23 protein-coding genes and 1 pseudogene are annotated in these 25,840 nt (G+C 42.3%); 5 read left to right on the forward strand and 19 right to left on the reverse strand.

Features of this window, described 5'->3' with window-relative positions:
- Window positions 1-145 precede the first annotated feature (145 nt).
- The gene (gene rpe, locus OFN91_RS05205; protein ID WP_270859291.1) at window positions 146-787 is read left to right on the forward strand and encodes a ribulose-phosphate 3-epimerase; all 642 of its coding nucleotides are present in this window, start codon (window positions 146-148) and stop codon (window positions 785-787) included.
- Window positions 784-1,581 carry a 3'-5' exonuclease gene (locus OFN91_RS05210; protein WP_270873512.1) on the forward strand — a complete coding sequence of 266 codons (798 nt, stop codon included), beginning with the start codon at window positions 784-786 and terminating at the stop codon, window positions 1,579-1,581. The genes rpe and OFN91_RS05210 overlap by 4 nt, the downstream gene beginning before the upstream one ends.
- Before the next feature lie 81 nt (window positions 1,582-1,662).
- Here the strand turns inward: OFN91_RS05210 and OFN91_RS05215 are convergent, their stop codons facing one another.
- The 4 genes from OFN91_RS05215 to OFN91_RS05230 all read right to left on the reverse strand — a co-directional run bounded on the left by OFN91_RS05215 (window position 1,663) and on the right by OFN91_RS05230 (window position 6,991).
- Complete coding sequence (locus tag OFN91_RS05215; RefSeq protein WP_270873513.1) at window positions 1,663-2,592, reverse strand: formate dehydrogenase subunit gamma; 930 nt, start codon at window positions 2,590-2,592, stop codon at window positions 1,663-1,665.
- Between the two features lie 3 nt (window positions 2,593-2,595).
- On the reverse strand, window positions 2,596-3,147 hold the full coding sequence (locus OFN91_RS05220; RefSeq protein WP_270873514.1) for a 4Fe-4S dicluster domain-containing protein: 552 nt from the start codon (window positions 3,145-3,147) through the stop codon (window positions 2,596-2,598).
- Between the two features lie 9 nt (window positions 3,148-3,156).
- Window positions 3,157-5,433 carry a thiosulfate reductase PhsA gene (gene phsA / locus OFN91_RS05225; protein WP_270873515.1) on the reverse strand — a complete coding sequence of 759 codons (2,277 nt, stop codon included), beginning with the start codon at window positions 5,431-5,433 and terminating at the stop codon, window positions 3,157-3,159.
- A 217-nt stretch (window positions 5,434-5,650) separates the two neighbouring features.
- Entirely contained in the window at window positions 5,651-6,991 is a 1,341-nt protein-coding gene (locus tag OFN91_RS05230) for a class II 3-deoxy-7-phosphoheptulonate synthase (protein ID WP_270873516.1), read from the reverse strand.
- 171 nt (window positions 6,992-7,162) lie between these two features.
- Here OFN91_RS05230 and rarD point away from each other — a divergent pair, with 171 nt between their 5' ends.
- Together rarD and OFN91_RS05240 are read left to right on the forward strand one after the other, a co-directional pair.
- Window positions 7,163-8,038, forward strand: coding sequence for an EamA family transporter RarD (gene rarD, locus OFN91_RS05235; protein WP_270873517.1), 876 nt, complete (start codon window positions 7,163-7,165; stop codon window positions 8,036-8,038).
- A complete protein-coding gene (locus tag OFN91_RS05240; protein WP_270865152.1) occupies window positions 8,031-8,444 on the forward strand; it encodes a hypothetical protein in 414 nt (137 codons plus the stop codon). Before rarD ends, OFN91_RS05240 begins: the two co-directional genes overlap by 8 nt.
- A gap of 15 nt (window positions 8,445-8,459) precedes the next feature.
- Here the strand turns inward: OFN91_RS05240 and OFN91_RS05245 are convergent, their stop codons facing one another.
- From OFN91_RS05245 to OFN91_RS05315, 15 genes and pseudogenes are all read right to left on the reverse strand, one after another.
- A complete protein-coding gene (locus tag OFN91_RS05245) occupies window positions 8,460-10,295 on the reverse strand; it encodes a dynamin family protein (protein ID WP_270873518.1) in 1,836 nt (611 codons plus the stop codon).
- The gene (locus tag OFN91_RS05250) at window positions 10,289-12,550 is read right to left on the reverse strand and encodes a dynamin family protein (RefSeq protein WP_270873519.1); all 2,262 of its coding nucleotides are present in this window, start codon (window positions 12,548-12,550) and stop codon (window positions 10,289-10,291) included. The genes OFN91_RS05245 and OFN91_RS05250 overlap by 7 nt, the downstream gene beginning before the upstream one ends.
- Before the next feature lie 113 nt (window positions 12,551-12,663).
- The gene (locus tag OFN91_RS05255; RefSeq protein ID WP_270873520.1) at window positions 12,664-13,386 is read right to left on the reverse strand and encodes a fumarate reductase iron-sulfur subunit; all 723 of its coding nucleotides are present in this window, start codon (window positions 13,384-13,386) and stop codon (window positions 12,664-12,666) included.
- Window positions 13,379-15,397 carry a fumarate reductase flavoprotein subunit gene (locus OFN91_RS05260; protein ID WP_270858185.1) on the reverse strand — a complete coding sequence of 673 codons (2,019 nt, stop codon included), beginning with the start codon at window positions 15,395-15,397 and terminating at the stop codon, window positions 13,379-13,381. The genes OFN91_RS05255 and OFN91_RS05260 overlap by 8 nt, the downstream gene beginning before the upstream one ends.
- A gap of 28 nt (window positions 15,398-15,425) precedes the next feature.
- Window positions 15,426-16,127 (reverse strand): annotated as a pseudogene (locus OFN91_RS05265) (fumarate reductase cytochrome b subunit); the annotation flags it as partial.
- A gap of 96 nt (window positions 16,128-16,223) precedes the next feature.
- A complete protein-coding gene (gene lgt, locus OFN91_RS05270) occupies window positions 16,224-17,042 on the reverse strand; it encodes a prolipoprotein diacylglyceryl transferase (protein WP_270873521.1) in 819 nt (272 codons plus the stop codon).
- A 31-nt stretch (window positions 17,043-17,073) separates the two neighbouring features.
- Window positions 17,074-17,613, reverse strand: coding sequence for a hypothetical protein (locus tag OFN91_RS05275; protein ID WP_270871015.1), 540 nt, complete (start codon window positions 17,611-17,613; stop codon window positions 17,074-17,076).
- Window positions 17,614-17,622: 9 nt separating this feature from the next.
- A complete protein-coding gene (locus tag OFN91_RS05280) occupies window positions 17,623-18,900 on the reverse strand; it encodes a DNA polymerase Y family protein (RefSeq protein ID WP_270873522.1) in 1,278 nt (425 codons plus the stop codon).
- On the reverse strand, window positions 18,897-19,892 hold the full coding sequence (locus OFN91_RS05285; protein WP_270873523.1) for a bifunctional 3,4-dihydroxy-2-butanone 4-phosphate synthase/GTP cyclohydrolase II: 996 nt from the start codon (window positions 19,890-19,892) through the stop codon (window positions 18,897-18,899). Before OFN91_RS05285 ends, OFN91_RS05280 begins: the two co-directional genes overlap by 4 nt.
- A 2-nt stretch (window positions 19,893-19,894) precedes the next feature.
- Window positions 19,895-20,386 (reverse strand): HIT family protein, encoded by a 492-nt coding sequence (locus OFN91_RS05290; RefSeq protein ID WP_270873524.1) that lies wholly within the window; start codon window positions 20,384-20,386, stop codon window positions 19,895-19,897.
- 9 nt (window positions 20,387-20,395) lie between these two features.
- On the reverse strand, window positions 20,396-21,187 hold the full coding sequence (trpC, locus tag OFN91_RS05295) for an indole-3-glycerol phosphate synthase TrpC (protein ID WP_270873525.1): 792 nt from the start codon (window positions 21,185-21,187) through the stop codon (window positions 20,396-20,398).
- Window positions 21,184-22,617 carry a tetratricopeptide repeat protein gene (locus OFN91_RS05300; protein WP_270873526.1) on the reverse strand — a complete coding sequence of 478 codons (1,434 nt, stop codon included), beginning with the start codon at window positions 22,615-22,617 and terminating at the stop codon, window positions 21,184-21,186. Before OFN91_RS05300 ends, trpC begins: the two co-directional genes overlap by 4 nt.
- Window positions 22,596-22,955, reverse strand: coding sequence for a YkgJ family cysteine cluster protein (locus OFN91_RS05305; protein WP_442867978.1), 360 nt, complete (start codon window positions 22,953-22,955; stop codon window positions 22,596-22,598). Before OFN91_RS05305 ends, OFN91_RS05300 begins: the two co-directional genes overlap by 22 nt.
- Window positions 22,948-23,658 carry a tRNA1(Val) (adenine(37)-N6)-methyltransferase gene (locus OFN91_RS05310; protein WP_270873527.1) on the reverse strand — a complete coding sequence of 237 codons (711 nt, stop codon included), beginning with the start codon at window positions 23,656-23,658 and terminating at the stop codon, window positions 22,948-22,950. The genes OFN91_RS05305 and OFN91_RS05310 overlap by 8 nt, the downstream gene beginning before the upstream one ends.
- Entirely contained in the window at window positions 23,655-24,605 is a 951-nt protein-coding gene (locus OFN91_RS05315) for an NAD(P)-binding domain-containing protein (RefSeq protein ID WP_270866023.1), read from the reverse strand. Before OFN91_RS05315 ends, OFN91_RS05310 begins: the two co-directional genes overlap by 4 nt.
- Before the next feature lie 161 nt (window positions 24,606-24,766).
- Here OFN91_RS05315 and tsaD point away from each other — a divergent pair, with 161 nt between their 5' ends.
- Window positions 24,767-25,774 carry a tRNA (adenosine(37)-N6)-threonylcarbamoyltransferase complex transferase subunit TsaD gene (gene tsaD, locus OFN91_RS05320; RefSeq protein ID WP_270873528.1) on the forward strand — a complete coding sequence of 336 codons (1,008 nt, stop codon included), beginning with the start codon at window positions 24,767-24,769 and terminating at the stop codon, window positions 25,772-25,774.
- Window positions 25,775-25,840 lie beyond the last annotated feature (66 nt).

Below are 25,840 nucleotides of genomic sequence, written 5' to 3' on the forward strand. Positions count from 1 at the left end.
ATCCTTATAATTTGAAAATAAACGGCGATTATATCTTAAAAAATTTCAAAATTTGCTTAAATTATACAAAGTATTAAATTTAGCAAAATTTATGAGAAAAATTAGTAAAATTGCGGGTTTTATAAATTTGATAAGGAAATTTGATATGTATGTAGCCCCTAGTATTTTATCAGCTGATTTTGGCAGGCTTAGTGAGGAAGTGCGCGCAGTATGCGATGCGGGAGCAGATCTGATCCATGTCGATGTCATGGACGGACACTTCGTGCCAAATCTCACAATCGGCCCACTTGTCGTAAATGCCGTAGCCAAGGCCTCCACAAAGCCTCTTGATATTCATTTAATGGTGCAAAATGTGCCGTTTTTCGCTGATTTGTTTTTGCCACTAAAACCGAAATTTTTAAGCTTTCATATCGAGGAAGAAAAACACCCTTTGCGCTTGATAGATTATATCCGCAAAAACGGCGTCAGCCCCGCTATCACACTCAATCCACACACACCAATTAGCGCGCTTGATTACATCATAGACGAGGTTGATATGGTGCTTTTAATGAGCGTAAATCCGGGCTTTGGCGGGCAAAAATTTATCCCCTCAGCCTTGCGCAAAATTTCAGAACTTAGAAATTTGATCGAAAAACGGGGCGCAAAATGTATGATCGAAGTCGATGGTGGCGTAAATGGACTAAATGTCGCCGAGCTAGATAGCGCAGGCGCAGACATCGTCGTGGCTGGAAATTTCGTATTTTCATCAAACGATTACAGCGAAGCTATCAAAGCCCTAAAAGTATGAGCCAAGACAGCAGAAAAGGGCTTGATAACCTAATCGAACTTTTGGCGCAAAAAAGCATAAACTACCACGATTTTATCGCCAAAGCGCAAAAAATCGAGCTAATTGCGGAACTTTTTGAGCCAAAAGATTTTAGCATGTGGCGCGCTATGGGGCTAAATGTCATCAAGCTAGATAACGGCAAAATCACGCTTAAAACCCGCGAAACCGATATAGAAGACGAGATTTTTTGCTTTGTGGATATCGAGACTAGTGGCGGGCTAAGTAGCGGTCAAATCATCGAAATCGGCGCGATAAAGGTGCAAGGCGGACGAGTTTTGGATAGATTTGAGAGCTTCGTTTATGCAAATTTTGTGCCAGAGGGTATCACCGAACTAACCGGGATTAGCGCGCGCGATTTGGTGGGCGCGCCAAGCCTAGCTAGCGTTTTAGAGTGGTTTCGACTATTTTTAGGCGACGCGATTTTTGTGGCGCATAATGTCAAATTTGATTATGGTTTTATCGACGCAAGTATGCAAAAATGCGGGTTTGGCATGCTGCTAAACCGCAAAATTTGCACCGTCGAGCTAGCGCGTCGCACGATAGAGTCGCCTAAATACAATCTCGGCGCACTAAAAGAGCTTTTGGGTATCGAAAACACCCACCACAGGGCTTACAGCGACGCTATTTCGTGCAAGGAAATCTTCGCTCACGCCATAAGCGCACTTCCATGGAGCGTGCAAAGCACGGAGGATTTGATACTGTTTTCCCGCACAGCAGGGCTGAAAAAACCAAACGCAACAGCGAATTTAAGCTAAATTTTACCCGCAAATTTCACGCAAAATTTCGAAATTTTAAAAGAATTTCCGAATTTAGCCAAAGCCAAATTCGGATTAAATTTATAGATTTTTGTATTGACTCTCGAATTGAGATTTTTGCATTTTGCCCTGTTTTACGAGGTTTTGATACCAGTAATTGTGGAGCAAATAAATTTCTTCTTCGCATTTATATCCATCAATCATCGATGAAATCGAGCCTTTGACACCGAAAACCGACATATAAATATGCACGATGAAAAACACCACGCAAACAATGCCCAAAATCGTGTGAAGCGTCGCGCTAAGGCGCAAGGCTTCAAGGCCGTTTAAGCCTAAAATTTGCGTGCTAGAAGCCGCGTAATAGTCACTAAAATACATTAGCGCGCCACTTGCTATCATCACGCCTCCGCCTAAAATCGCGACCCAAAACCACATTTTTTGCCCTGCGTTAAATTTGCCAGCTGGGACTGGCTTTTTGGTCTTGCTTAAATATCCGCCCAAAATCGCTAGCCATTTTATGTCATACGCGCTTGGAAACATTTTTACTACCCACATTAAAAACATCGGGATTATCGCTACGCCAAAGCCGATTGTGGCGATTTGGTGCAGGCATTTGCAAACCCCAGCGAGCCCTCCGCCAAAGCTTTTGCCAAAGAGCATTATTAGCCCAGTTGGCACGAGCACTACCCACGAAATCGCAGCGACGAAGTGTATCAAACGCTCAAATCCACTAAATGCTAAAACTCTCTCTCCGTTATGCGAAAATTTCTTTGATCCAAATACAAAATAGTGAAAAGCAAAAATAGCAACTAGCGCAACTAGCGCGATTAAGGCGATTTTGCTAGCCCCACTTTGCAAATTTACAAATAATGGCGCGTATCCACTAGCGTATGTATCAGGCGCGCTAAATTTCGACTCTTCCCACAGCGAGGTCGAACCTACGCTGAAATTTTCAGCCCACGCAAATGAGTTCAAAACCAAACTCAAAAATATAAATTTTATCTTTTCCATAATCTATCCTTTGTAGTTCTCAATCACGCCAAGTCGCGGTTTTAAGCCCAAATTTTCCTTTGGATATTTTACGCCAGAGGCTAAAATTTTAGCCACGGCTGAGTTTTCATCGTTCGCATCGCCAAAGATTAGCGCATCTGTCGGGCATACGCTCACACAGGCTGGATTTTCGCCCTTTACTACGCGGCTATCATAGCAAAATGTGCATTTATCCACTTTGCCTGTGGCTGGATTGACATATCTTGCCTCGTAAGGACAGGCCAAAATGCAGTATTTGCACCCTATGCACTCTCTCTCATCTATCATCACCACGCCATCAGCGGTTTTAAAACTTGCATTTGTTGGGCAAACGCTCACACACGGGCTTTCTTCGCACATTACGCAACTTTGTCTTTTTATATCAAGTTTCAAATTTGGAAAAACACCGCTACTAACGCCGTAAATTTCGAGCCTGCTAACGCCCTCGCCTACGCCGTTTTCGTTCTTGCACGCTACCACGCAACCTTGGCAGCCTATACATAAATTTTCATCATGAACCATTACAAATTTTTTCATTTCACACCCTTAAATTTTAACTATATCAACGCCGATATTTGTAACCATTGTCGCGCAAACCGCCCCTGCTTTGGGATCAAGAAGCACGCTATCGTTCATTCCTAGACCCTCTGCCCTCTTCATACCGCTTCTGGCATGTCCAAAGCCGTGATATACAAAAAGCGTATCATCTCTAATACCCTCGGTTACGAAAACTTTGACCTTTTGTTCGCCAAATTCGTTTTTGACTAGCACCAAATCGCCTGTTTTTAGCCCCTCGGCCTTAGCCGTATTTGGGCTAATCCAAAGCGGCGATTCCTTTGTCATTTCGTTTAAAATTTTGACATTTTGTGTGTGGCCGTTTGTGTGAGTGGCGATTTTACCGCTTGTGAGACAGTATTTGTGGCCGTTATAGACATCCATATCGTTTGCATTGATACAGCCTTCCCCTGGGAAAACTTTTTCAACTTGTTCGCTAAAAAGCTCAATTTTTCCGCTTGGAGTTTTGCATTTCATCTGCGAGCTCATTTGTCCATTTTCATCTACAAATTCAGCCGCGACAGGGTATTTTTCTACAAATTTCGCTACATTTTCTTTTTCCAAATAATACACTTTTGGCACTTTCCAAGTTACATATCCGTCTTTCATCAAATTTGCGATTAACTCAGCATCTCCCTTAGCTTGTTGCATACGAAATTCATTTATATCCTTCCAAGTATAAAGCTCGTCGATTTTCATAACTCTGGCTAACTCTCTAAAAATTTCATACGCGCTTTTTGTCCCGCCGATTGGCTCGACAACCTTATTTCGCATGACAAATCCAGGTGCGGTGCCACCTTTGTTTTGGATACTCTCATCGCGCTCTAAATAACTAGCCTCTGGGAAAACCACATCGGCTAAATTTGCGAAATCGCTCATATAAATGTCCGTAACCATGATAAAATCGAGCTTTTCGATTGCTTTTAGCGTTGTGTTTGTATCGGCGACATTGATTAAATGATTAAATCTCGTGCTTACCCAGCCTTTGACGGGGTATGGTTTTTCGCTTAGTATCGCCTTTGGAATTTCCATTAAAACGCCGTGTTTGCGTGGCATAAAGAAATTTGGACTTCCCTCTTCCCCGCATCCGTCAATCCTAGCCGTTTTTGGAATTTTAAAATTTTTATCAGGATCGGCGATAGTCGGAAATAGATCTTCTTTGCAAAGTTTGTTGAAAACTTTCGAATCTTTACTATAATAAATTCCGCCTTTTTTCTCAACATTTCCCATTAGCGCATTTGCTATTGCTATGGCCCTTGTGCGCTGATACTCTGCCCTTGTAGTGGTGGTTTTATGACCCCAGTCGATAATGACTTTTGGCGCAGCGGCCCAAATTTCATCTGCGATTCGCTCGACATCAGCTGCTTTTATGCCAGTGATGCTCTCTTGCCATTTTGGCGTGGTTTCTTTGGTCGCTTCGATGACTTGCTCGATTCCAGTGGTAAATTTTTCGACAAATTCTTTGTCGTATTTTCCGTCCCTAATCCAAACATGAATTAGCGCCATTACAAACGCCAAATCGGTGCCAGGTTTTACAGGAAGCCACTCATCGGCTTTGGCTGCAATCACGCTAAAACGCGGTTCTAAAACTAGCAGTTTTGCGTCTTTTTTCGCGGCTGTTTTGGCTAGCTTTTTGGTTTTTGAAATATCAATTCCCTCGAAAAGATTGTGGCCGAAATTTACGATATATTTGGCATCGCCATAATCCCTTTGCATATCAGAGCCGAAAGTATGCGGAAGCGCGATACGATACGCCACAGGACAGCACGACCAGTGCGAGTAGATATTTGGGCTACCATAGGCACAGGCGAAATTTATCATTTGGTTGTGATTTTCGCTAGCTTTGGAGGTAAAAACGACACTCTGCGGGCCGTATTTTTCGGAAATTTCAGCGAGTTTATCAGCGGCAAATTTAAACGCCTCTTCCCAGCTTACTTCCTTCCATTTGCCCTCTCCACGCGCGCCCACGCGGATTAGCGGTTTTACGAGCCTTTGATCATCGTAGAGTTGATTTACACCTGCGCCACCTCTGGCACAAACTGAGGTTTTGTTGCCAAATTTTGGATTTCCTTGGATGAAAACCCCTTTGCCGTCTTCTACTCTAACCTCAATCGGACAGCGCGAAGAGCACATTTCGCACACACTTGCGACCTTTTTGCTCTCTTTGCCGAGCAAATCAGCCGTATTTGCGCCTGCTTGGAGCTTAAAAGCAGCTAATGTGCCGATTCCTGCGCTACCTTTGAGAAAATTTCGTCTTGATTTATCCATATCGTATCCTCCTTGATAATTGGATACGAAATAATGACAAAATAAAACTTAATTACTACTTATAAACCTAGTGATTAAATATGCGCTAAATTTGGAATCACTGGGTAGAATTTTTAAAAATATACAATTTTAATAAACATAAAATTTAACCATTAAAAAAGCCAAATTCACCAAAAATGGCAAATTTGGCTTATAGGCAAAATTAAATTTTAAAATTTTAATCCACTGCCTTTAAATTATCAGCGATTACAAAGGCAAGTTCGAGCGCTTGATCAGCGTTTAGGCGCGGATCGCACTGGGTTTCGTAGCGCTCTTTTAGCGTCTCTTCGGTTACATTAAACGCCCCGCCTGTGCATTCTGTGACATCTTGGCCTGTCATTTCTAGGTGGATTCCGCCAGCTTTCGTGCCCTCGGCCTTGTGGATTTCAAAGAAGCTTTGAACCTCTTTTAAAATCATATCGAACTCGCGCGTTTTGTAATTGCCCGCTTTGACGGTGTTTCCGTGCATAGGATCGATACTGTATAAAATTTCCCTGCCCTCGCTTTTTAGCTCGCGCAGTATTTTTGGTAGCCTATCGCCGATTTTATCCGCGCCCATACGGATAATGATATTTAGCCTGCCAGCCTCGTTTTCTGGATTTAGCGCGTCTGCTAAGCGCAAAATATCCTGCGCACTAGCGTTTGGTCCGATTTTTACGCCGATAGGGTTTTTAATACCGCTCATAAAATGCACATGCGCATCATCAACTCCCCTAGTGCGCTCGCCTATCCAAACCATGTGCGCCGAGCAATCATACCAGTCCCCGCTCGTGCTGTCTATGCGTGTAAGGCACTCTTCGTAATTTAGCAAAAGCGCCTCGTGCGAAGTGTAAAATTTCGTCTCATTTAGCATTGGTGCGCTTTGTGTATTTATTCCGCATGCGTCCATAAATTTCAGCGCATTTGAGATAGAATCGCTTAGGGCGTTGAATTTCGCCTGCAACTCAGCCCTTTTCAAAAAGCCCAAATTCCACTTATGCACCTCGTGCAGATTCGCTAGACCACCGCGTGAAAACGCACGCAAAAGGTTCATCGTAGCCGCACTTTGGTGATATGCCTCGACCATACGCTCTGGATTTGGCACGCGCGCAGCCTCGTTAAACTCGAAGCCATTTATGATATCGCCACGATAGCTAGGAAGCCTCACACCGCCGACCTCTTCGTAATCGCTACTGCGAGGTTTGGCAAACTGACCTGCTAGGCGTCCGACCTTTACGATAGGCTTGCCAGCGGCGAAGGTCATTACAATCGCCATTTGAAGCATTACCTTAAACATATCGCGGATATTGTTTGCGCTAAAATTCGCAAAACTCTCAGCGCAATCCCCACCTTGAAGTAAAAACGCCTCGCCCCTTGTGGCTCTGGCAAGATCGCTTTTTAAAGATCTGACCTCGCCAGCAAAAACTAGTGGCGGGAAGTTATAGAGCCTTTCTTTGACGGCCTCGACTGCGCCCATATCAGGGTATGTGGGCTGCTGTAAGATATTGAAATTTTTCCAAGACGATCTATCCCAACTCATAAATTCTCCTTTTTTGGTTTTAAAAATTTTGCCATTATACCTAAATATGACTAAATTTCATTTCAAAAATATAAATTTACTCCTAAATTTCACGCCAAAAATAAGCAGTTATTAATCAATTAAATTTTAAAATGCAAGCCTTTTAAATCAATCACAAATTTAAGGAATTTTATGAAAGACGACCGCACAAAAGGGCTAATAATCGCGTTTTTGACCTTTTTTATGTGGGGCGTTTTTCCGATTTATTTCAAATTTATCCAAGATGTAGATGCCACACAAATTTTAGCACACAGAATTTTTTGGTCGTTTGTTTTGCTTTTTTTATTTTTGTTTTTTACAAAAAAGCTAAAAAATATCTCGCTTTTGTTATCAGATCGCAAAAAGGCATTAGCACTTCTTTGCACAGGCTGTTTGATTAGCATAAATTGGGGCATTTTTATCTGGGCGGTAAATTTGGGCGATATTTTATCCACGAGCCTAGGGTATTTCATAAACCCCCTATTATCGGTGCTTTTGGGCGCAATTTTTCTAAAAGAACGGCTAAGCCTAGCAGGGAAGGTTTCGCTATTTTTGGCGTTTTTGGCAATCTGCGTGCAAATTTACGCACTTGGCAGACTGCCGTTTGTGTCGCTGATTTTGCCGACAAGTTTTGCATTTTACGGATTAATTCGCAAAAAAATCGCCGTGCCTAGCTTCGAGGGGCTGTTTTGCGAGACCACGCTCATGCTCCCGCTTGCGTGCGCGTATTTGGGGTTTTGCGCATATTCAGGCACTAGCGCATTTGGGGCGCACAGCACTGGCGCACTGCTCGCATTTAGCGGAGTTATCACGGTTTTACCACTAATTACTTTTGCGATTTCGACTGCGTATCTGCCGCTTTCTACAATCGGATTTATGCAGTATCTTAGCCCCTCGATGAGCATGTTAATCGCTGTGTTTTTATACGGCGAGGAGCTTAGTTTTTACAAAATTTTCAGCTTTTCGCTCATTTGGCTAGGGCTTGCGATAGTGGGATTTGATAGCTTAAAAAGGAGGAAAAATGGTTAATATAACGCTGATTTTGGCGGTTTTTTTGATAGTAGGTTTTATCGTTTATTCGCAGGTAATGCGCGCAGCCTCGCGCGCTGATATGATAGAGGAAGTGCCAAATAACGCCAAATATCTGAGCTTTTGCGACATACTTGATGGCGAAATTTTAGCTTTGCAAAATTTAGAGCTAAAAGATGAGAGCCAAAGGGACGAAGCACTCGATGAAATCGCAAATCTTAGCAAGGAATTAGTCTTTATCCAAACCATGCACAAAAGCAACCAAAGCCCCGAAATTTGGGAGGAAAAGCTCTTTAAATTTTTGCAAAAATGCGAGGGCGTGATTTTAAAATACGCCAAAGAGGGCGAAAAAATCGCCGATAATTGGCGAGAAAAACTAGGAAGTGAGTTTGCGAAATTAGTCTAAATTTAGAAATTTAGACTAATTTTGGCTTTGCAAATTTTCAAGTGCGCTAAAAATCGTAAGCGCATTTTCTTGCGTGGCTTTAAAATCTGCGATTTTGGCTAAATTTTCCTCGAAAATTTGCGCAATCTGCGCGCTAAAATCTGAATAAATTTTATCCACAAACGAGCTAGACCCTACGAAGTCATTTTCGAACTCATAGTAATGAAGTCCCCCTAAAACCGCCTTTTCAAAGTCCTCATAAGAGGGATAAAAAAGCTGATAAAGTCCTGGTTCTTCCTCGTAATCGCTGATTGATTTTGCGATTTTGTTTGCGATGAAATTCGCGCTTAGGGTTACGGCGTTTGTATAGTTTGAGGCGATTTTTATCATAATTTGCTCGAAAAACAGCGCGATTTTTTGGCAGATTTGAAAAACAGCCCTCTCGCCGTCTTTTAAAAACAACCCATAGACTTCGCTTGCGATTTTAGCGATATTTGAAGCCTCTATGATAGAGGCTAAATCGCTTTGGCGCTCGTAGTTTTCAAACCTACCTTTAAATAGCAAAATTTCCCTCTCAAACCCCGCATAAATGCGCTCTATCGCCTCGCTCATGGCGTTTTGCGTTTTGACTAGCTCGCTTTTGAAACGGCGAAAAATCACATTTAGCCTATCGTCGTTGTAAATCAGCTTCGAAAGCGCGGCGTCGGTGTTAAAATACGGCGCCTCGTAGGCTACCTTTTCGTATCCCTTCGAGGTTTGCGTGCCAAAAAAGCTCTTTTTCGTCTGCGTCGCGCTTATGAAATACTCGTTTTGCTTCGAGCTTAGGGCTTCTTGCATGGTTTTAGCGATAAATTTCGAGGTCTCTTTAATCGAGGCGTAAATTTTGCTAAATTCCTCTTTATAAATTTCGCGCTCACTGGCGCAAAATTCGGCGATTTTATCTTTGTTTGAAGCGATAATGTTTTCTAAAATTTTATGTATTTCCAAATACCCTGCCCGCTCGTTTTTAAGCTCGGCAAGTATGAAATTTAGCCTAGATTTGGCAAAGCTAATGCGGTTTTTATCAAGCCCGTCCAAAAACTCTCTAACCTCGCTAAACCCGCTGTTTTGGCTATCGCCAGCTTTTTCTAGCTTTGATGAGATTGGCACGATAGAGGCGAAATTTGCGCCAAAAATCGTTTTAGCGTAATTATGCACACGCTCGATTTCTTCGGTGCCTAGCCTATCTTTTTGGCTTAAAATCGCAATTGAGTTTTTGCTTAAAAATTTTGGCAAAAGCGAAATTTGAGCTGTTTCGCTCTTTCTAGCGGCGTTGTCGATGAGTGAAATCCAAAGCACGCCAAAAACCTCGTCGAAAATCTCCAATGTCTCCCTAGTATCGGCGTTCGAGCGTGAATTTAGCCCTGGGGTATCGATGAAATTTATCTTTTTCAAAAGCTCGTGTGGCAAAAATATATTTATATTTTTGATATCTTTTAGCTCCCGCCTTTGATCGACGAAGTCCGAAATTTGCGAGCTTTCTAAGGTTTGGGTGTAGCCGTTTTTATACGCTACGCTCATCATTTCATAAGGGGCGTATTTAATGTGAGTGGCCTTGGCAGTAACTGGCACGACGCCAGTTGGCAAAACTTCGCTAGAAAGCAAGGTGTTTAAAAATGTCGATTTACCACTGCTAAACTGCCCCACAACCGCGATTTTAAGAGGCTCAGACTCGACGAGCAAAATTTCATCTAAAACCTTGCTTAAATGCGCGCTAGGGTGCAGACTCGGGTCTTTTAGCTCGCTAACAGCCCTGCTCATATCGCCCCAAAATCCCCGCTTCGTGCTGGGTAAAAATTTCGCCCTATACTCGCTGATAAATTCCCTTAGCATTGCTCGATCCTTTTAATTAATCCATTTACCAAATTTATTTTTTCTCGCACCAATCGCGCGTTTTTGGCGATTTGCTCGGCGTTTTCATCGCCTGCTTTAAGCGCGCTTTCAAGCTCGCTTTGGCGCAAATCTAGGCTAGATTTTTTGCTAGCAAAAAGGGCTAGGACATTTTCTTTAAATTCCTGCGTGCAGGTTTTGGCGATGTTTTCGAAGCTAGATTTTAAATTTAGCTTAGCGAAAAACTCGCTAAATAGCGCGTCAAAACTCGCTGATAATGCGCCAAAATCGCTGTTTTTGCGCACGATTTCACGCAGGCTTTCGTTAAATTTAGCGAAATTTGGCTGGGCGAAATTTTCGTCCATATATTTTTTCGTGTCAAATTTAAGCGAATTTACCTCGCTAAAATCGCTTCCCAAAAGCTCTTTGATATCAGAAATATCGCGCGAAATCTTTTGCGAAAACGAGCGAAAAATGTCCGTGATGACATCTTTGACGCCAGAGTTTGCGATGACTTCTAGCCTAGAAAAATCAATCTGCTTTTTATTTTTTTTCGAGTAATTTATGTCGGTTAAAACCCTGTCTTTAATCGTCAAAATCGCTGATTTTAACGGCGCAAAAAGCGTGCTATCATCGTAGCTAAGCTTGCTAATCGCGCCGGTTAAATCGTTTTTTAGCTTAGCTAAATTTGCATTTAGGGCGCTAATTTCGGCGTTTATGTTCTCGCATTTTTGAGCTAGCTCGCTTTTATTCGCGCTAAAATCGGCGTTTTGCTCCTGCAAATCAGCCAAATACGCCTCGCAAATCAGCGATAACTCTTTTTTGTATGAGGATAAAATTTCATCTGCTTTGGCTGAATTTTCGCCGAAAAATCGCTCGAAAAGGTGAGATTTCAGCTCGCCAATGCCCCGTCCGCTATGGCTGTCTATGCAAAAATAGCTCACATTTTCTATCAGCCCCTCATCGAACCCAAACGCCCCAAGCTCCTCGCAAATGCTAGCCCTCGCGTATCTAAGCGCGTCGATTAGCTCGGTCTGGCTAAGCAAATCAGCATGTGTTAAAACCACAATGAGAGAGTTGTTTTTCGAGCTTTTTAGGGTGCTTGCGATAAAGCTCATATCCTTTTTGGTCGAGCTTTGAGAGGCGTTCATTAGGTGGATTATCGCGTCGCTTGAAAACATAAAGTTTTTCGTCAGCTCCTCGCGCAAAACCACGCTATCGTCTAGCCCTGGGGTATCGACGACGGTGATTTTATCGCTTAGAAAATCGCTTTTTATACCAAGTTCGATAAATTTGATAAATTTTGAAATTTCATACTTGGCAGAGGTGAATTCTTGCAGTTTTTCTGGCTCGATTATGGCTTCGCTTTGGTTTTGAAATTTCGAGTGAAATTCCTGCGCAAAACCCAAAATTTCAAGCTCCTCATCATCGTAGAATTTGACCTTAGCATAAGGCTTATCGCTACCTTTAAGAAGCGTTAAATTCGCCGTTTCAGGGATATTTGAAGTCCCTAAAATATCAAATCCCAAAAGGCGATTTAGCATGCTGGATTTCCCAGCGTTGATTACGCCAGTAACAGAGAGTGTGAAATTTGCATCTTTGGCGTTTAATTTGGCGGCGTTTGTGCGCTCAAAGAGTGAATTTTCAAATTCGCTCGCGCAAACGAGAAAACCTGCGCCTGGGTTTGTATCTGAATTTTCGCTCGCATTTTCGCTCGCGCTAGTATTCAAATACTCGCCCAAATTTGCGCTCGTGCCAGTATCCGCGCCTGAAACCAAATTTGCAAGTTCATCTTCGCTTTTGGCGCTCAAAAGTGCTTTTAGCTCATCGCTAATAATATCCAAACTCTCTAATTTGCCGTAAAATGCGAAATTTGCGGGCGAATTTGGGGTTTCGTTTTCGCTCAAATCGCTTTGAAGTTGAAGCAAAAATTTTGAAATTTCATCATACTCGCTTTTGCTAATAATTCCTTCTTTGCTTAAATTTTCAACCATCATCAAAACGCTTAATTTGGAAATTTTAAGCTTGCAAATCGCGTTGATTGCGCCGATTTGTAGCGACTGAATCGCATAGATTCCAATCTCTTCGCCAAGCTCTCTTAAAATTTCTCTAAAACTTTGCAACGATTTAAATTTTTCAAAATTTTGTGAATTTGTGCATAGCATAAGCGCAGCAATATCGCTAGGCATAGTGCGAGTTAGACTCTCATCGATAAAAAGCCTCTTTGAACCCCAAATTTTACTCATAAAATTATTCATAAACTACCTTTTTTGGGTTGAAATGGTTAGAAATTTGATAAGTTTTGCAATAAAATTTCAAAATTTTATAAAAGTAGAAAGACGCCTGCAAAAATTTTGCAAGCGTCATAGGATTATTTGCCTTTTGCGGCAAGTTTTCTACGCATATAAGCAATGCGAGATTGTAATGGAAGGTGTTTAGGGCAGTTGTCTTCGCAACCTAGCAAACTCATACAACCAAACACACCGTCATCATCGCCGATTAACTCGTAGAAATCATCGTCTGTTCTGTTATCAAGAGCGTCGATTTTAAATCTAGCTACGCGGTTGATACCAACAGCACCGATAAAATCCTCTCTCATAATCGCAGTTCCGCATGCTGCCACGCAGATACCGCACTCGATACAACGATCTAGCTCGAAAACCTCTTGTGCTACTTCTGGTTCGACTTTTTTCTCTAATTTAGAGATGTCAGTTACATGGTCAGTGTGGATCCAGCTCTCGACTCTCTTACTCATCGCGTTCATCCAGTTACCTGTATCTACGCTCAAATCTTTTAGTAGTTTGAATACAGGAAGTGGCATAAGCTCGATAACGCCCTCTGGATAGTCTTTTGTTAGTGTGCGGCAAGCAAGCGCTGGCTTACCATTGACTAACATACCGCAGCTACCACAGATACCAGCACGACATACGAAGTCGAAGCTTAGCTCTGGGTCAAATTTTTCGCGGATGACATTAAGTGCGATAAATAGTGTCATACCATCTGTTTCTTCAAGCTCATAAGTCGCAAAGTGAGGTTTAGAAACCTTGCTTAGCGGATTAAATTTAAACGCTTTAATTGTGATTTTTCTACTCATATCCTATACCTGCTCTTTCATTTGGTGCTTTATATTTTGGTTGCAACTCATAATGCATTAGTGCTTCTTGGATTTCATAGCGTCCTCTGCCCTCTGATTCCATTTTTGCTCTAATGTCATCAACTTCTTTTTGGCGTTTAGCACTATCTGGGTGCTCGATAATGTTACCCTTAGCGCCATAACCACGGAACGCTGGTGGGATTTCCATTTTCATAATATCTAGTGGCTCGTAAGTTAGAGTTGGCAATGTATCGCCATCTTTCCAAGTCGCTAGTGTGCGTTTTAGCCAGTTTGCGTCATCGCGTTTTGTGAAGTCTTCGCGGTAGTGAGCGCCACGGCTCTCTGTGCGATCTAGTGCGCCTTTTGCAACGCAAAGTGCAAGTTTAAGCATCATAGGAACACGATAAGCCTCTTCTAGCTCTGGGTTTCCAAATAGCTCTTTGTTTGAAATTTTAACATTTGTTGATTCTTTGTAAAGCTCTTCTAGCTCTTTTACAGCTTTTGCCAAGCCCTCGCCTGTGCGGAAAATCGCAACATGTTCCCACATGATATCTTTCATTTTGTTTTTGATCTCAAATACATTGTATTTGCCATCTTTATCAAGTAGGCTTTGTAGATAAGCTTGTGATTTATTTACAAATTTTTCAATTGAAGTTGTTTTGATATCGATTTCGTGGCTTGCGCAGAAATCTGCGAAGTAATCACCTACAATCATACCAGCGACAACTGTCTCAGAAACTGAGTTTCCACCCAAGCGGTTGAATCCGTGCATATCCCAGCATGCAGCCTCACCAGCTGAGAATAGACCTGCTAGTGTTGGGCTTTCGCCTGTTGCTTTTGTTTTGATTCCACCCATTGAGTAGTGTTGCATTGGAAGGATTGGAGCCCAACCTTTACCTCTTTTGCGACCATTTTCATCTGTGTAAGTCTCTGTATCAGCAGGATCGATACCATTGAAAATTTGGCAAATTTCTTGAACATCGCGAAGGTTTTTCTCGATATGCTCACGACCCAAGATAGAAATATCAAGCCAAACATGGTATCCATAAGGGCTAGGAACGCCTTTACCATTTCTGATGTGCTCCATAATACGGCGTGAAACAACATCGCGGCTAGCTAGTTCTTTTTTCTCTGGTTCATAATCAGGCATAAAGCGATATCCATCGACATCACGCAAGATACCACCATCACCACGGCAACCCTCAGTTAGCAAGATACCACTTGGAACGATTGGGGTTGGGTGGAATTGAACTGCTTCCATATTTCCTAATTGAGCTACGCCTGTTTCTAGTGCGATAGCAGCACCAGTTCCCTCACAAACAACAGCGTTTGTTGTGTGGCGATATACACGACCATAACCACCAGTTGCGATTAGTGTGCCTTTTGCAACATAAGCTGTAAGCTCGCCAGTTACTAAATCGCGAACAATCGCGCCATAACAGCGGTTGTTTTCGTGGATTAGAGCGATTGCTTCTTTTCTATCGTGGATATCGACATTGTGTTTTAATGCCTCGTTTGCAACAGCGAAAAGCATAGTGTGACCAGTAGCGTCAGCTGTGTAGCAAGTTCTCCATTTTTTTGTTCCACCGAAGTCACGGCTGTGAATTAGACCATGAACTTCTTCTTTTTCTTCGATTGTTGTTTTTTGAGCGTTGATAATCGCGCTTCTTTTACCTTTTGTGATACGAGTCCATGGAACGCCCCACGCAGCTAGCTCACGAATAGCTTTTGGAGCTGTTTGAGCAAACATTCTAGCTACATCTTGATCGCAACCCCAGTCGCTACCTTTTACGGTATCAGCGAAATGCACATCTTCATTATCGCCTTCACTCATTTTAGAATTACCAAGACTTGCTTGCATACCACCTTGTGCTGCTGCTGAGTGCGAGCGTTTAACAGGAATAAGGCTTAAAACTACTGTGCTAAGCCCTTTTTCGCCAGCAGCTACCGCAGCGCGTAGGCCTGCAAGCCCACCACCGATAACTAATGCATCATAATATTTAACATTCATATTTCAATTCCCTATTTTATAAATTTACACCGATTTTGATAAATGCAGCCAAAGATAAAAGACCTAAAATTAAGAAGAAAGCTGAAACAATCCATTTTAATTTTTTAAGTTTTTTACGACTTTCTTTTGCATCAGGACCTTCGAAAATACCCCATTTAACGCATAGTCTGTATAAACCAATGCTACCGTGAAGTTCAACAGCGAAAAGCAATACTAGGTAGAACAACCACATAAAATGGCTTACTACACGAGCACCTGACATATCACCTGAAATTTTATCAGAGTTTGTGATGATGAAAATAAGGTGTGCAGCACCCAAGAAGAACATAATAAAGCCAGTGATTGCTTGAACCCACCAAAGTGAAGTATCTTCGTGTTTGAAGCGTTTCATGTGAGCACGATATGATTGCCATTGGCGGAAATTGATTGGCATTTTTCTCATACCTAGCGCAGCGTGAATAAAGAAAATGATAAATACAGCAAGAGCTAAGAAAGATGTAATATAGCTCATAGAAGGGCTGTCGCTCAAAAATCTTAATTCTAAGAATTCAACAACTTTGGTAAAAAAGTCTCCACCGAACAATACAGTAGAAACAAACATCATATGCACCCACATAAATAGACCCAAAATTCCACCACTGATACTTTGGATTAAGTCTAGGCGCGCTGGCATACGGCTTTTTGTGCGATCCGTGCGGATACCTAAGAAGCCTTCGATTTGCTCGCTCATGAGCTCTCCTTATAGAAAATTAGTTAGTTAAATTACTAACAATTTGTAAATTTAACTTTAACGGGACATTATAGTATTTTTTAACTTTAAGTAAAGTTAATTACGCCCTATTAGTTGAAATTTCAAAGAAATTTTTAATATAACACCCGCCAAAAACATAACGAGCGATAAAATTTGCCCCATTGAAAACCCAGCGATTACAAACCCAATCCCAGCGTCTGGTTCTCTGAAAAATTCGCTCACAAAGCGCATAAATGTGTATAAAATAGCGTAGTTGCAAATCAGTTCGCCGTCGAATTTCTTAAATTTCCTGCTAAAAAATAAAATCACAAAAATCAAAATTCCTTCGAGCAAACCCTCGTAAATTTGGCTAGGGTGGCGAAGCACGCCATCTACAAAAATCCCCCAGCTCACATCGGTTGCGCGCCCGATTAGCTCTTGGTTTAAAAAATTCCCAATCCGCCCGAAAAAATACCCAAGCGGCACGCTAAGCGCAACAAGATCGAGCAGTGCCCACTTGTTTTGGGCGTGGCGACGGCAAAACGCTATTGTGGCGATGATAAATCCAACCACCGCCCCATGGTAGCTCATACCGCGAATTCCGATAAATTCGCCGTTATAAAAGGGGTTGAAAATTTGCCACGGGTGAGTGAAATACCACAGCGCCTCGCCTGAATAAATAGCGATATATCCGAGCCTAGCGCCCAAAATCACGCCGATTTCGACCCAGATGAAATAATTATCCAGCACCGCACTGCTAAATTTCAGCCCGTCACGCTTAGCAATCCATTTGGCCATAAAGAGTGCAATTAGCAGGGCCAAAACATACATTATGCCATACCAATGCACGCTAAAACCGGCGACGCTAAACGCAACTGGGTCAAATTTTTCGTAAATGTGGTTCCAAAACTCCAACTCTCGCCCCTAATTAAATTTGTAAATTTGGCTAAATTTTAAGCCCCAAGCTATTTTTCACAACCACGCAAAAATCCGCCAAAAAATACCCAAACGCCTTGTAATAATCGCTTTTAGCATTGATTTGCAAATGTCCAGCTAGCCCGCGCAGGCTTGGCATGATAAAATTCGTCAAATACTCGCCCAAAATATTGTGCGATTTTTCGTTTGTATCTTGCTTGAAAATCATCGCCAACAGCCCTAGCATGTTTGCAGCGTGTGTATCTGGCAAATCCGCAAAAGGCTTTTTGAAGCGACATTTTTCGTAAAAAACGCTCACTTCGCTCGCACTTATTAGCTTGAAATAACTCATATCAAAGGCCTCTTTGAGATTTTCAAAATCAGCGCAAATGGCCTCATAATCGCTATTTTTAACCCCTGCCCAAAGCTCTTGGCCTTTTTTGTTTTCTGGATTTTCGTTGATTATAATCCATTTGCTAGCAAGTTTTTCGAAATTTTCCTTGCTTATCGCGCCCTTAAAATTCGTCGCGAAAATTATACACATAACCGAATAAAGTTCCCCTACTTTCATGTTTTCTCCTTAAATTTCACTAGCTTTTTTAATTTTTTCTACACCAAATTTTGACCAAATTTGATTCATTGATTTATCCAAAATTTGGCGTTTTTTATCGATTTCATCGAAAAGCAGCGTCGCACAATCCGCGCTATTTGCGCCAAAATTTGACAAATTTAGCGACACATGAATTATCGCATCGCCCCTATGCACATCAATAGCTTCAAAAAGCAAAAGCGCCGTCTCATCGAGCAAATCTAGGCTAAAAGGCCTATGCTGACTAAGCCTTTTAGAGCTCTCATCGCGCGATTTGTAGCGGATTTTGACCTCGTAAGTAAGTGGATTTAGCCCACCCTCTAAAACCTCGCTAGCTAGGTGGCGAGAGAGGATTTTAATGCGCCTTTTGATCTCGTCCCTATCGAAGCACGGCTCGAAACTGCGCCCAAGACCGATACTTTTGCGCTCCCTGCTAACCTGCACCCGCTCGCTCGTATCGCCACTGATTTGAGCGAAAATTTGCTCGCCGTTTTTGCCCATTTTTTCGAAAATTTCTCTATGTCCCCACGCGTCGCCGATACTTTTAATCCCGTATTTTGCGAGCGTTTTTTGCATAGATTTTCCCACGCCTGGAAATTTTGAAATTTCGATATCTCTAAGCTCGGTTTTAAGGCGTGAGATTGGTATTTCACGCACCCCAAAAGGCTTGGCTAAATCGGTGGCGAGCTTGGCGATAAATTTCGCCTCACTTAGCCCCACACTGCTAGGAAGCCCGAATTTCGCCTTGATTTCGCTTTGCAAAAAGAGCGCAAACTCGCGCGCGTTTTCGTTGTATTTCGTGCCACGCAAATCCAAAAAAAACTCATCAACGCTAAATTTTTCGATTTCTGGCGTGAAATTTAGCAAAAATTTATGAATTTGGTTTGAAATCTTGCCATACACGCCGTGCTTTGCCGCGTCCAGCACTAGCTCTGGACAGGCTAGAAGCGCCATTTTTAGGGGTTGCGCTGAATGCACGCCAAATTTTCTAGCCTCGTAACTAGCGCTTAAAACCACCCCTTTTTGCAAAGATTTTAGCCTTTTTTGCTCATCGCCGAAATTTTGCAAATTTTGCTCTTTTTGGGCTTGGATTTTAAAATTTTGCGCGCTCTCATCGAAGTGAAATTTCGCCCCAAAGCCCTCGTCTTTATTAGCGAAAATTTCCTCATTATTTCCGCCGATAACTGCGACAGGAAGTCCGCTAAGAGCGGGATTTATCAGCCTTGCGACAGATACGAAAAAGCAGTCTAAATCGATATGCGCTATCAAACTATATCTATCCCAAATCCACTAAGTCCAGCGTATTCTTTCGGGCTGGAATTTGAAAGAATTTTGATTTTTTTAATCCCCAAATGCGCTAAAATCTGCGCTCCGATACCATAGCTTTTGAAATCGCCCTTGTGCGAAGCCGAATTTAGCGCCACAATCACGCCACCGCTCGTGCTTAAAATTTCTAAATTTTGCATAAAATCATCGTAATTTTCATCTTGCATAAACTCTAAATCGGTTGAAATTTTATGAAATTTTACATTGCAAATTTCGCCAATTTCGCCGAAAATAAAGACTTTGTGAGCGTTGTCGTCGTGGTCTGTGATTTCGCAAACTCTGCAAGGCTTACCGCAAATTTTGCCCTCGCTAAATTCGCCAAATTTAACCAAAGTTTCGTGTTTTAGCCTATATTCGACGATTTGGGCGATTGAAATCATATTTATGCCAAATTTTTCGCAGAATTTCTCCAAATCATCGCGCCTTGCCATCGTGCCGTCTTCATTTACGATCTCGCAAATCACCGCACTTGGTGAAATTCCGGCTAGTTTGCAAAGATCCACAGAGCCCTCAGTGTGACCTGTGCGCACGAGCACTCCGCCTTTTTTGGCGATGAGCGGATTTATGTGGCCAGGGCGCACGAAGTCGCTTGGGGTGGAGTTTGGGCGCGCCATAAGCTCGATTGTCATATTTCGCTCATACGCGCTAACGCCTGTGGTTGCGTCTTTTGCGTCGATTGTGATAGTAAAGGCCGTCTCGTGAGAAGAGGTGTTTTTATCGACCATTAGGGGCAAATCTAGCCTTTTGGCGATTTCCTCGTCCAGTGCCACGCAAACCACGCCACGAGCGTGTGTGATAGCGAAATTTACCTTCTCTGCGCTCGTAAAAGTCGCAGGAAAAATCAAATCGCCCTCATTTTCGCGATCCACATCATCGACCATGACAATCATCTTGCCATTTTTCATATCTTGTATAGCTTGTTCTACACTTACCATTTTTAATCCTTCTTCAAATTTTCAAATCCAGCTTTTATCTTTTCATAAAGCGGAGCGAAGCTGACGCCATTTACGCGCACATTTGCGATAGTTGTTATAAAATTCGTATCCCTTTCCCAGCGCGGAACTAGATGATAATGCACATGCTCGGCTATCCCAGCCCCAGCTGCCACGCCTAGATTCATACCGATATTTACCCCCTTTGCGCCAAGACAGCCTTTTAGCACTCGCACGCCCTTTTGGACATATTCGCTCATCTCTAACCACGCTTCTAGCGGTAAATTCTCGATATTATCGGTGTGCTCGTAAGGAATCACCATAAAAGCCCCGGGATTGTATGGATATAAATTCATAAGCCCGAAGCAAAATTTAGCGCGAAATACCACGCCTACGCACTTTTCTCCCTTTTTTGCCTTTGCGGCTGCGCAAAATGGGCAATCGCTGCGTTTTTCGGTAAAATAATCACTTCTCCACGGAGCGCAAATATAATCCATATTCTCCCCCTATTTTTCGCCAAATTTCACTGCTCTAAGTGCCGCGCCGACATCATCTTGGCGCATAAAACTCTCGCCGATTAAAAACGCATCGACCCCGCGCGCGCTTAATTCGAGTAGCTGTTCGTGCGAGCCCAGCCCACTTTCTGCGACGATAATTTTGCCATTTGGGATAAGCGGGATTAAATTTGCCGACAAACTCAAATCAACCTCGAAAGTCTGCAAATTTCGGTGATTTATGCCGATTATATCAGCCCCTGCGAAAATCGCCTTTTTTAAATCATCTTTATCATGAATTTCAAAGAGCGCTTCAAGCCCCAAATGCCTAGCAAATTCCAAAAGTCTTTTAAGCTCTTTTTGTTCCAAAGCCTTTGCGATTAATAGCACAAAATCCGCCCCATACACGAGCGCTTCTAGGATTTGATACTCATCGATTATAAAATCTTTGCGCAAAATCGGCGTGTTTGTATAGCGCCTGATTTGCGAAATGTAGCTAATATCGCCCTTAAAATAGTGTGGCTCAGTCAAAATAGAAAACGCACTCGCGCCTGATTTTTCATACTCCATAGCGATTTTAAGCGGATCGAAATCCTCTCTGATAATGCCCTTGCTAGGGCTTGCTTTTTTTACCTCTGCGATTATGCGGAGTGGATTATCCGGGGTGCTTTTTAGCGCGTTTTTCGCGTCGCGCGGTATCATGGGATTAGCACTTAGAGTGCGACCAAGCATATCAAAGCTAAATTTTTCTTTGCGCCTAGCCAAATCCTCGCGCGTTTTTTCTAAAATTTCATCTAAAATCATTTTTGCGCCTTTATTCCGCCTGCGATTTCGCCTATTTTTTGGATATTTTTGTCTATCACGCATTTTTCTATCGCGCTTACATGCCCCTTGCCCTCGTCGCTAGTGTAAAACTCATCGTCTTTTATCTTGTCCATCCACTCTTTGGCTTTTTCGCACTCGCCAAGTTTGTAAAACCCCCATGCTAGCGAGTCTATGTAATAAACCGAATTTGGCTCGTCTTTTAGGGCGCGCTCGACATAATCAATGCCCTTTTTGATATCCAAATCATGATCGATTAAAATATATCCGTAGTAATTCAAATGCACCGGATCTTTTAGCTTGCTAGCTATGTTTTCAAATTTCGCCACGACTTCGTTAATTTGATCTGGCGTTTTTTTATCGCCAAAAGATTCATACAGATAAATCGCCTCGTTCGCCAAATAATCGTAATTTTCGGTTTTCGAAAACTCCTCGCGCGCTAATCTCATAGCTGTGGCGAAGTCCTTTTTCTGGGCGTAAGCGTCCATTATGAGATCTTTTTTATAATCGTATTTTTGCAAAATTTCGATGATTTTATCAAATTCCTTCATATAATAATAAATCCCAATCATATCGTCTAGGAATTTTGTATTTTTTTTGCTCTCATACAGCGCCTCATCGAGTTTGGCGACCTCGAAGTATTTTTTTTGCATACGATACACATCAGCCAAAACCTCGCACACCATACCGCTAGCGCACCCGTAAATTCGCCTATGCGTCTCCATGATACGCACCGCAGCGTCGCTACTATCAAGCCTATTTAAAAGCACATCGCTAAGGCGGATTAAATTTTCCTCTGATTTTTCCAGCTCATAGGCCTTTTCGAAATACTGCTTGGCTAGGGCGAAATTATCCATTGCATAATATGTCGCGCCCAAAATCGAATAATTTCTCGAATTTACCTCTAAATTTGCTAAATGAAGTGCGGTAGTGTTGGCTTTAAGTATCTCTCCCTGCCCCATATAATACCCCACTTTTACGCGCAAATACTCGCTATCATCGGCTAAAATTTTATCGCCCAAAGCTAGGTAGCGCGCGGTTGCTTTGCTATCTTTTAAGAAAAACGCAAGCTTTAAGGCTTCTAGCAAATACACCTGCGAATTTGTCTTTAAAAAGGCTTTTTCGTAAAGCTTCATCGCGCTTTGCGGGTCTTTATTGGCTAGTTCTAGCGCAGTTAGCAAATCGAAATTTAGCTCAGCCTCATCGTAAGCTTTCATCGCCTCTTTTAGCTTTTGCGGTGTGGTGGCCTTTTGCGCTACATTTTCGCTAGCGTTTTGCTCGGATACCGGCGCAGTATTTGTGATAACCGAGCTTTTATTCATATCTTTTATCGCATCGCTTTTGGTTTCACTAGCGCCCAAATTTATGGCACCAAAAGCCAAAAAAGCGGTTAAAATTTTACCCCAATACATTCTTTCTCCAATTCATCTTTATGCTCTTTGAAATATTCCCAAAATGGAAAGGTTCTACATTGATTTGGTCTGTATTCATAAATCCCGCAGTTTCGGTGCTTTTCGTCGAAAAACACACACGCCATACCGTCAAGATATGGTTTTTCTTTTATGCTAAATTTATTCCCAACGCGCTCTAAAAATACGCGGATAAAATTTGCCTTATCTATCCCCATAAATTCGCTGAGTTTCTCGATTTCTGCGTCATTTATCCAAATATATCCGCTCTCGCCCGTGCAACACTTGCCACCGCAGCTTTCGCAGGCGCTACTATCGAAGGTATAGTCAAACTCACTCAATATCGACACTTTCTAAACCAGCTTTTTCATAAATTTTAGCCGTTATTTTACTTTTTTCACCATTAAGAAATGTATAAATCGGCGCACAAATTTCACAAAGTGAGCGCGAACTTTTTTGCGCCAAAAAAAGTGCGAGTTTGGCGGGCTTGTTTTCGTTAGGATAGATGAAAGCAAGTTTGGTCAAATTTAGCTTATAGCTTTGTAAAATTTCGCAAATTTGCGAGATTTTGCCCGCCTCGTAGCAAAAAATCAACGCACCTTTTGGCTTTAAATGAGTGTTGCTAACACGCACAAAATCGCTAAGGCTTAGGCTTGTGGCGCTTTTGCTTAGCGCGATGTGCGAATTTTGGCTAGTTAGGATTTTTTCCCTGTAAAATGGCGGATTTGAAACGATTAAATCAAATCTTTGCTCGCTTTTAAAATTTGCGAAATTTTCGTGTAAAATTTGAGGCTGCAATGAATTTTGCTCGCAATTTTTACGCAAAATTTCTAAATTTTGCTCTTGGATTTCAAGCAAGCTTAAATCTAAATTTGGAAAATCCCGCTTCAACATCAGCCCCAAAATCCCACACCCTGCCCCAACATCTAAAATTTTAAGAGAATTTGTGGCGCGAGAGTTAAGCCAGTTTTCGCAGATAAAATTCCATAAAAAAATGGTATCGCTAGTGTAGCGATACCCACTTTTTAGCTGGAAAAGTCTCATAAATGCAGATTTTCTACGATTGTGTGAGCATGGTTAAAGGCTACGACGATCGAACCGCCGTTTCTGGTAATCAAATCTCCACCCACAAAAAGCCCTTTTGTGGCTGTTTCGCACCTCTCATCGACGCTTGGCACGCCGTTTTCGTCGAATTCTACGCCACATTTTTTAAGGAAATCCACAGGGCTCGTGCCACCGATTGCATAGATTATGCGATCATAAACTAACTCCATGCCGTTTGTGAATTTCACTAGCACCTTGCCACTTTCGTTTTCTAGCGCTTCGATATCAAGCCCAAGGCGCAAGATAATGTCGCCGTTTCTGGCCTCTTTTTTGATATCTTCTTCGTTAATTTCATTTAGCCTTGTAAAGCTCTCTTTGCGGTAGCATAGGGTAACGGTGTTCGTTTTGCATAGCGAGAGCGCGTATTCGGCGGCTGAGTTGCCACCGCCCACGACTAGGACTTTTTCATTGACGCTACATTTATCGAGGTTGAAATTTACCCTTTGTGTGATTGATGGCGGGATTTTGTAGCTTGGTTTGTTTGGTTTGCCCATACGGCCGATTGAGATGATGACATTGCGCGCTACAAATCCAGCTGAGGCTGTGGTTATGCAAAATAGCCCATCGTCCTTTTTTTCGACCTTTTCGACCTCGCTATTGAAGTAAATATCGATATCGCCGTGATCTAGCAAGCTATCGAAATAATCCAGCACGCTCTCTTTCGTGCCAGTCTCGAAGCTAATCGTGCCCTTTGTTTCGCTATCCATGCCCTTGTATTCTTTATCTACGCGTTTTTTGTCTTTGTAAAATTGTCTGATTGTTTGAGAGTGATTATCGCCTTTTTCTAGCAAAAGCACCTTGGCTACGCCTTTTCTTTTGGCCTCGACCACGGCCGCGATTCCGCAAGGACCGCCACCGATGACAACTACATCATAAACATTTATCATTTTTTTCCTTTGTGTTAAATTTTACAACCTTTGATTATAATCAAAATTTATTTATAAATGGTAAAAATTATTAAAATTTTAAAGATTTAATTAGTCTGTTTTATTTTTACCCAAAACTTAGCCCAAAAATGCTAAATTTAGAAAAAATTTAAAGGAAAATAATGATTTTAGCCATTGAAAGTAGCTGTGATGACAGCTCGATTGCTGTGCTAAACAGCTCGAATTTCGCATTAGAATTTTACGAAAAAATCTCCCAAGAACTCGAACACTCCAAATACGGCGGTGTCGTGCCAGAACTAGCTGCGCGTCTTCACACAGAAGCACTGCCTCGCATTTTAGAGCGCGCGAAGCCATTTTTTGGCTCTCTTAAAGCCGTCGCCGTAACGCACGCGCCAGGACTTAGCGTGAGTTTGATAGGGGGCGTGAATATGGCAAAAACTCTTAGCCTTGCGCTAAATTTGCCACTAATTGGCGTAAATCACCTAATCGGGCATATTTATTCGCTATTTTTGGACAAAGAAGCGGAATTTCCGCTTGGGGTTTTGCTAGTAAGTGGCGGGCACACGATGATTCTTGATATTGACGCCAGAGGCGCAATCAGCGTGCTTGCAAGCACTAGCGATGATAGCTTTGGCGAGAGTTTTGACAAATGCGCCAAAATGCTAGGACTTGGCTATCCAGGCGGCGCGATAATCGAGAATTTAGCCAAAAATGGCAAACCAAAATTTAGCTTTCCAGTGCCTTTAAAAGGCGATAAACGCCTACAATACAGCTTCTCAGGGCTTAAAAATGCCGTTCGTGTGCAAATCGAAAAACTATCGCAAAATGGCGAACTAGCGGGGCAAGATAAGTGCGATATCGCCTACGCCTTTCAAAAAAGTGCTTGCGAGCATATCATGGATAAACTCTCGCGGGTCTTTGATGAGCGCAAATTTAGGCGTTTTGGCGTCGTGGGCGGGGCTAGTGCGAATACGCATTTGAGGCAAAATTTGGCAAATTTATGCGACGCGCACGAGTGCGAACTTTTATTTGCGCCACTGAAATTTTGCTCGGATAATGCTGCGATGATAGCGCGCGCAGGTTTGGAGAAATACCGCAAACAAAGCTTTGTCGCACCGCAAAATTTACAAATAATCCCAAGCCTAAATTTAAACTCTGCGTTTGAGTGAAATTAAAATTTAAAAATCGTTCAATGCTAAATTTGGATTAAATTTTGAATTTAAATTTTACTAGAT

Source organism: Campylobacter sp. JMF_08 NE1, from assembly GCF_027737875.1.
Taxonomy (GTDB): domain Bacteria; phylum Campylobacterota; class Campylobacteria; order Campylobacterales; family Campylobacteraceae; genus Campylobacter_B.

What these genes read in the sequence shown, in the direction of transcription:
- OFN91_RS05220 (WP_270873514.1), bottom strand. Translation starts at nt 3,147, where the DNA reads ATGAAAAAATTTGTAATGGTTCATGATGAAAATTTATGTATAGGCTGC.
- OFN91_RS05210 (WP_270873512.1), top strand. Translation starts at nt 784, where the DNA reads ATGAGCCAAGACAGCAGAAAAGGGCTTGATAACCTAATCGAACTTTTG.
- OFN91_RS05315 (WP_270866023.1), bottom strand. Translation starts at nt 24,605, where the DNA reads ATGATAAATGTTTATGATGTAGTTGTCATCGGTGGCGGTCCTTGCGGA.
- OFN91_RS05290 (WP_270873524.1), bottom strand. Translation starts at nt 20,386, where the DNA reads ATGGATTATATTTGCGCTCCGTGGAGAAGTGATTATTTTACCGAAAAA.
- rarD (WP_270873517.1), top strand. Translation starts at nt 7,163, where the DNA reads ATGAAAGACGACCGCACAAAAGGGCTAATAATCGCGTTTTTGACCTTT.
- OFN91_RS05245 (WP_270873518.1), bottom strand. Translation starts at nt 10,295, where the DNA reads ATGCTAAGGGAATTTATCAGCGAGTATAGGGCGAAATTTTTACCCAGC.
- OFN91_RS05230 (WP_270873516.1), bottom strand. Translation starts at nt 6,991, where the DNA reads ATGAGTTGGGATAGATCGTCTTGGAAAAATTTCAATATCTTACAGCAG.
- OFN91_RS05240 (WP_270865152.1), top strand. Translation starts at nt 8,031, where the DNA reads ATGGTTAATATAACGCTGATTTTGGCGGTTTTTTTGATAGTAGGTTTT.
- rpe (WP_270859291.1), top strand. Translation starts at nt 146, where the DNA reads ATGTATGTAGCCCCTAGTATTTTATCAGCTGATTTTGGCAGGCTTAGT.
- trpC (WP_270873525.1), bottom strand. Translation starts at nt 21,187, where the DNA reads ATGATTTTAGATGAAATTTTAGAAAAAACGCGCGAGGATTTGGCTAGG.
- OFN91_RS05215 (WP_270873513.1), bottom strand. Translation starts at nt 2,592, where the DNA reads ATGGAAAAGATAAAATTTATATTTTTGAGTTTGGTTTTGAACTCATTT.
- OFN91_RS05275 (WP_270871015.1), bottom strand. Translation starts at nt 17,613, where the DNA reads ATGAAAGTAGGGGAACTTTATTCGGTTATGTGTATAATTTTCGCGACG.
- tsaD (WP_270873528.1), top strand. Translation starts at nt 24,767, where the DNA reads ATGATTTTAGCCATTGAAAGTAGCTGTGATGACAGCTCGATTGCTGTG.
- OFN91_RS05310 (WP_270873527.1), bottom strand. Translation starts at nt 23,658, where the DNA reads ATGAGACTTTTCCAGCTAAAAAGTGGGTATCGCTACACTAGCGATACC.
- OFN91_RS05285 (WP_270873523.1), bottom strand. Translation starts at nt 19,892, where the DNA reads ATGGTAAGTGTAGAACAAGCTATACAAGATATGAAAAATGGCAAGATG.
- phsA (WP_270873515.1), bottom strand. Translation starts at nt 5,433, where the DNA reads ATGGATAAATCAAGACGAAATTTTCTCAAAGGTAGCGCAGGAATCGGC.
- OFN91_RS05255 (WP_270873520.1), bottom strand. Translation starts at nt 13,386, where the DNA reads ATGAGTAGAAAAATCACAATTAAAGCGTTTAAATTTAATCCGCTAAGC.
- OFN91_RS05260 (WP_270858185.1), bottom strand. Translation starts at nt 15,397, where the DNA reads ATGAATGTTAAATATTATGATGCATTAGTTATCGGTGGTGGGCTTGCA.
- OFN91_RS05300 (WP_270873526.1), bottom strand. Translation starts at nt 22,617, where the DNA reads ATGTATTGGGGTAAAATTTTAACCGCTTTTTTGGCTTTTGGTGCCATA.
- OFN91_RS05250 (WP_270873519.1), bottom strand. Translation starts at nt 12,550, where the DNA reads ATGAATAATTTTATGAGTAAAATTTGGGGTTCAAAGAGGCTTTTTATC.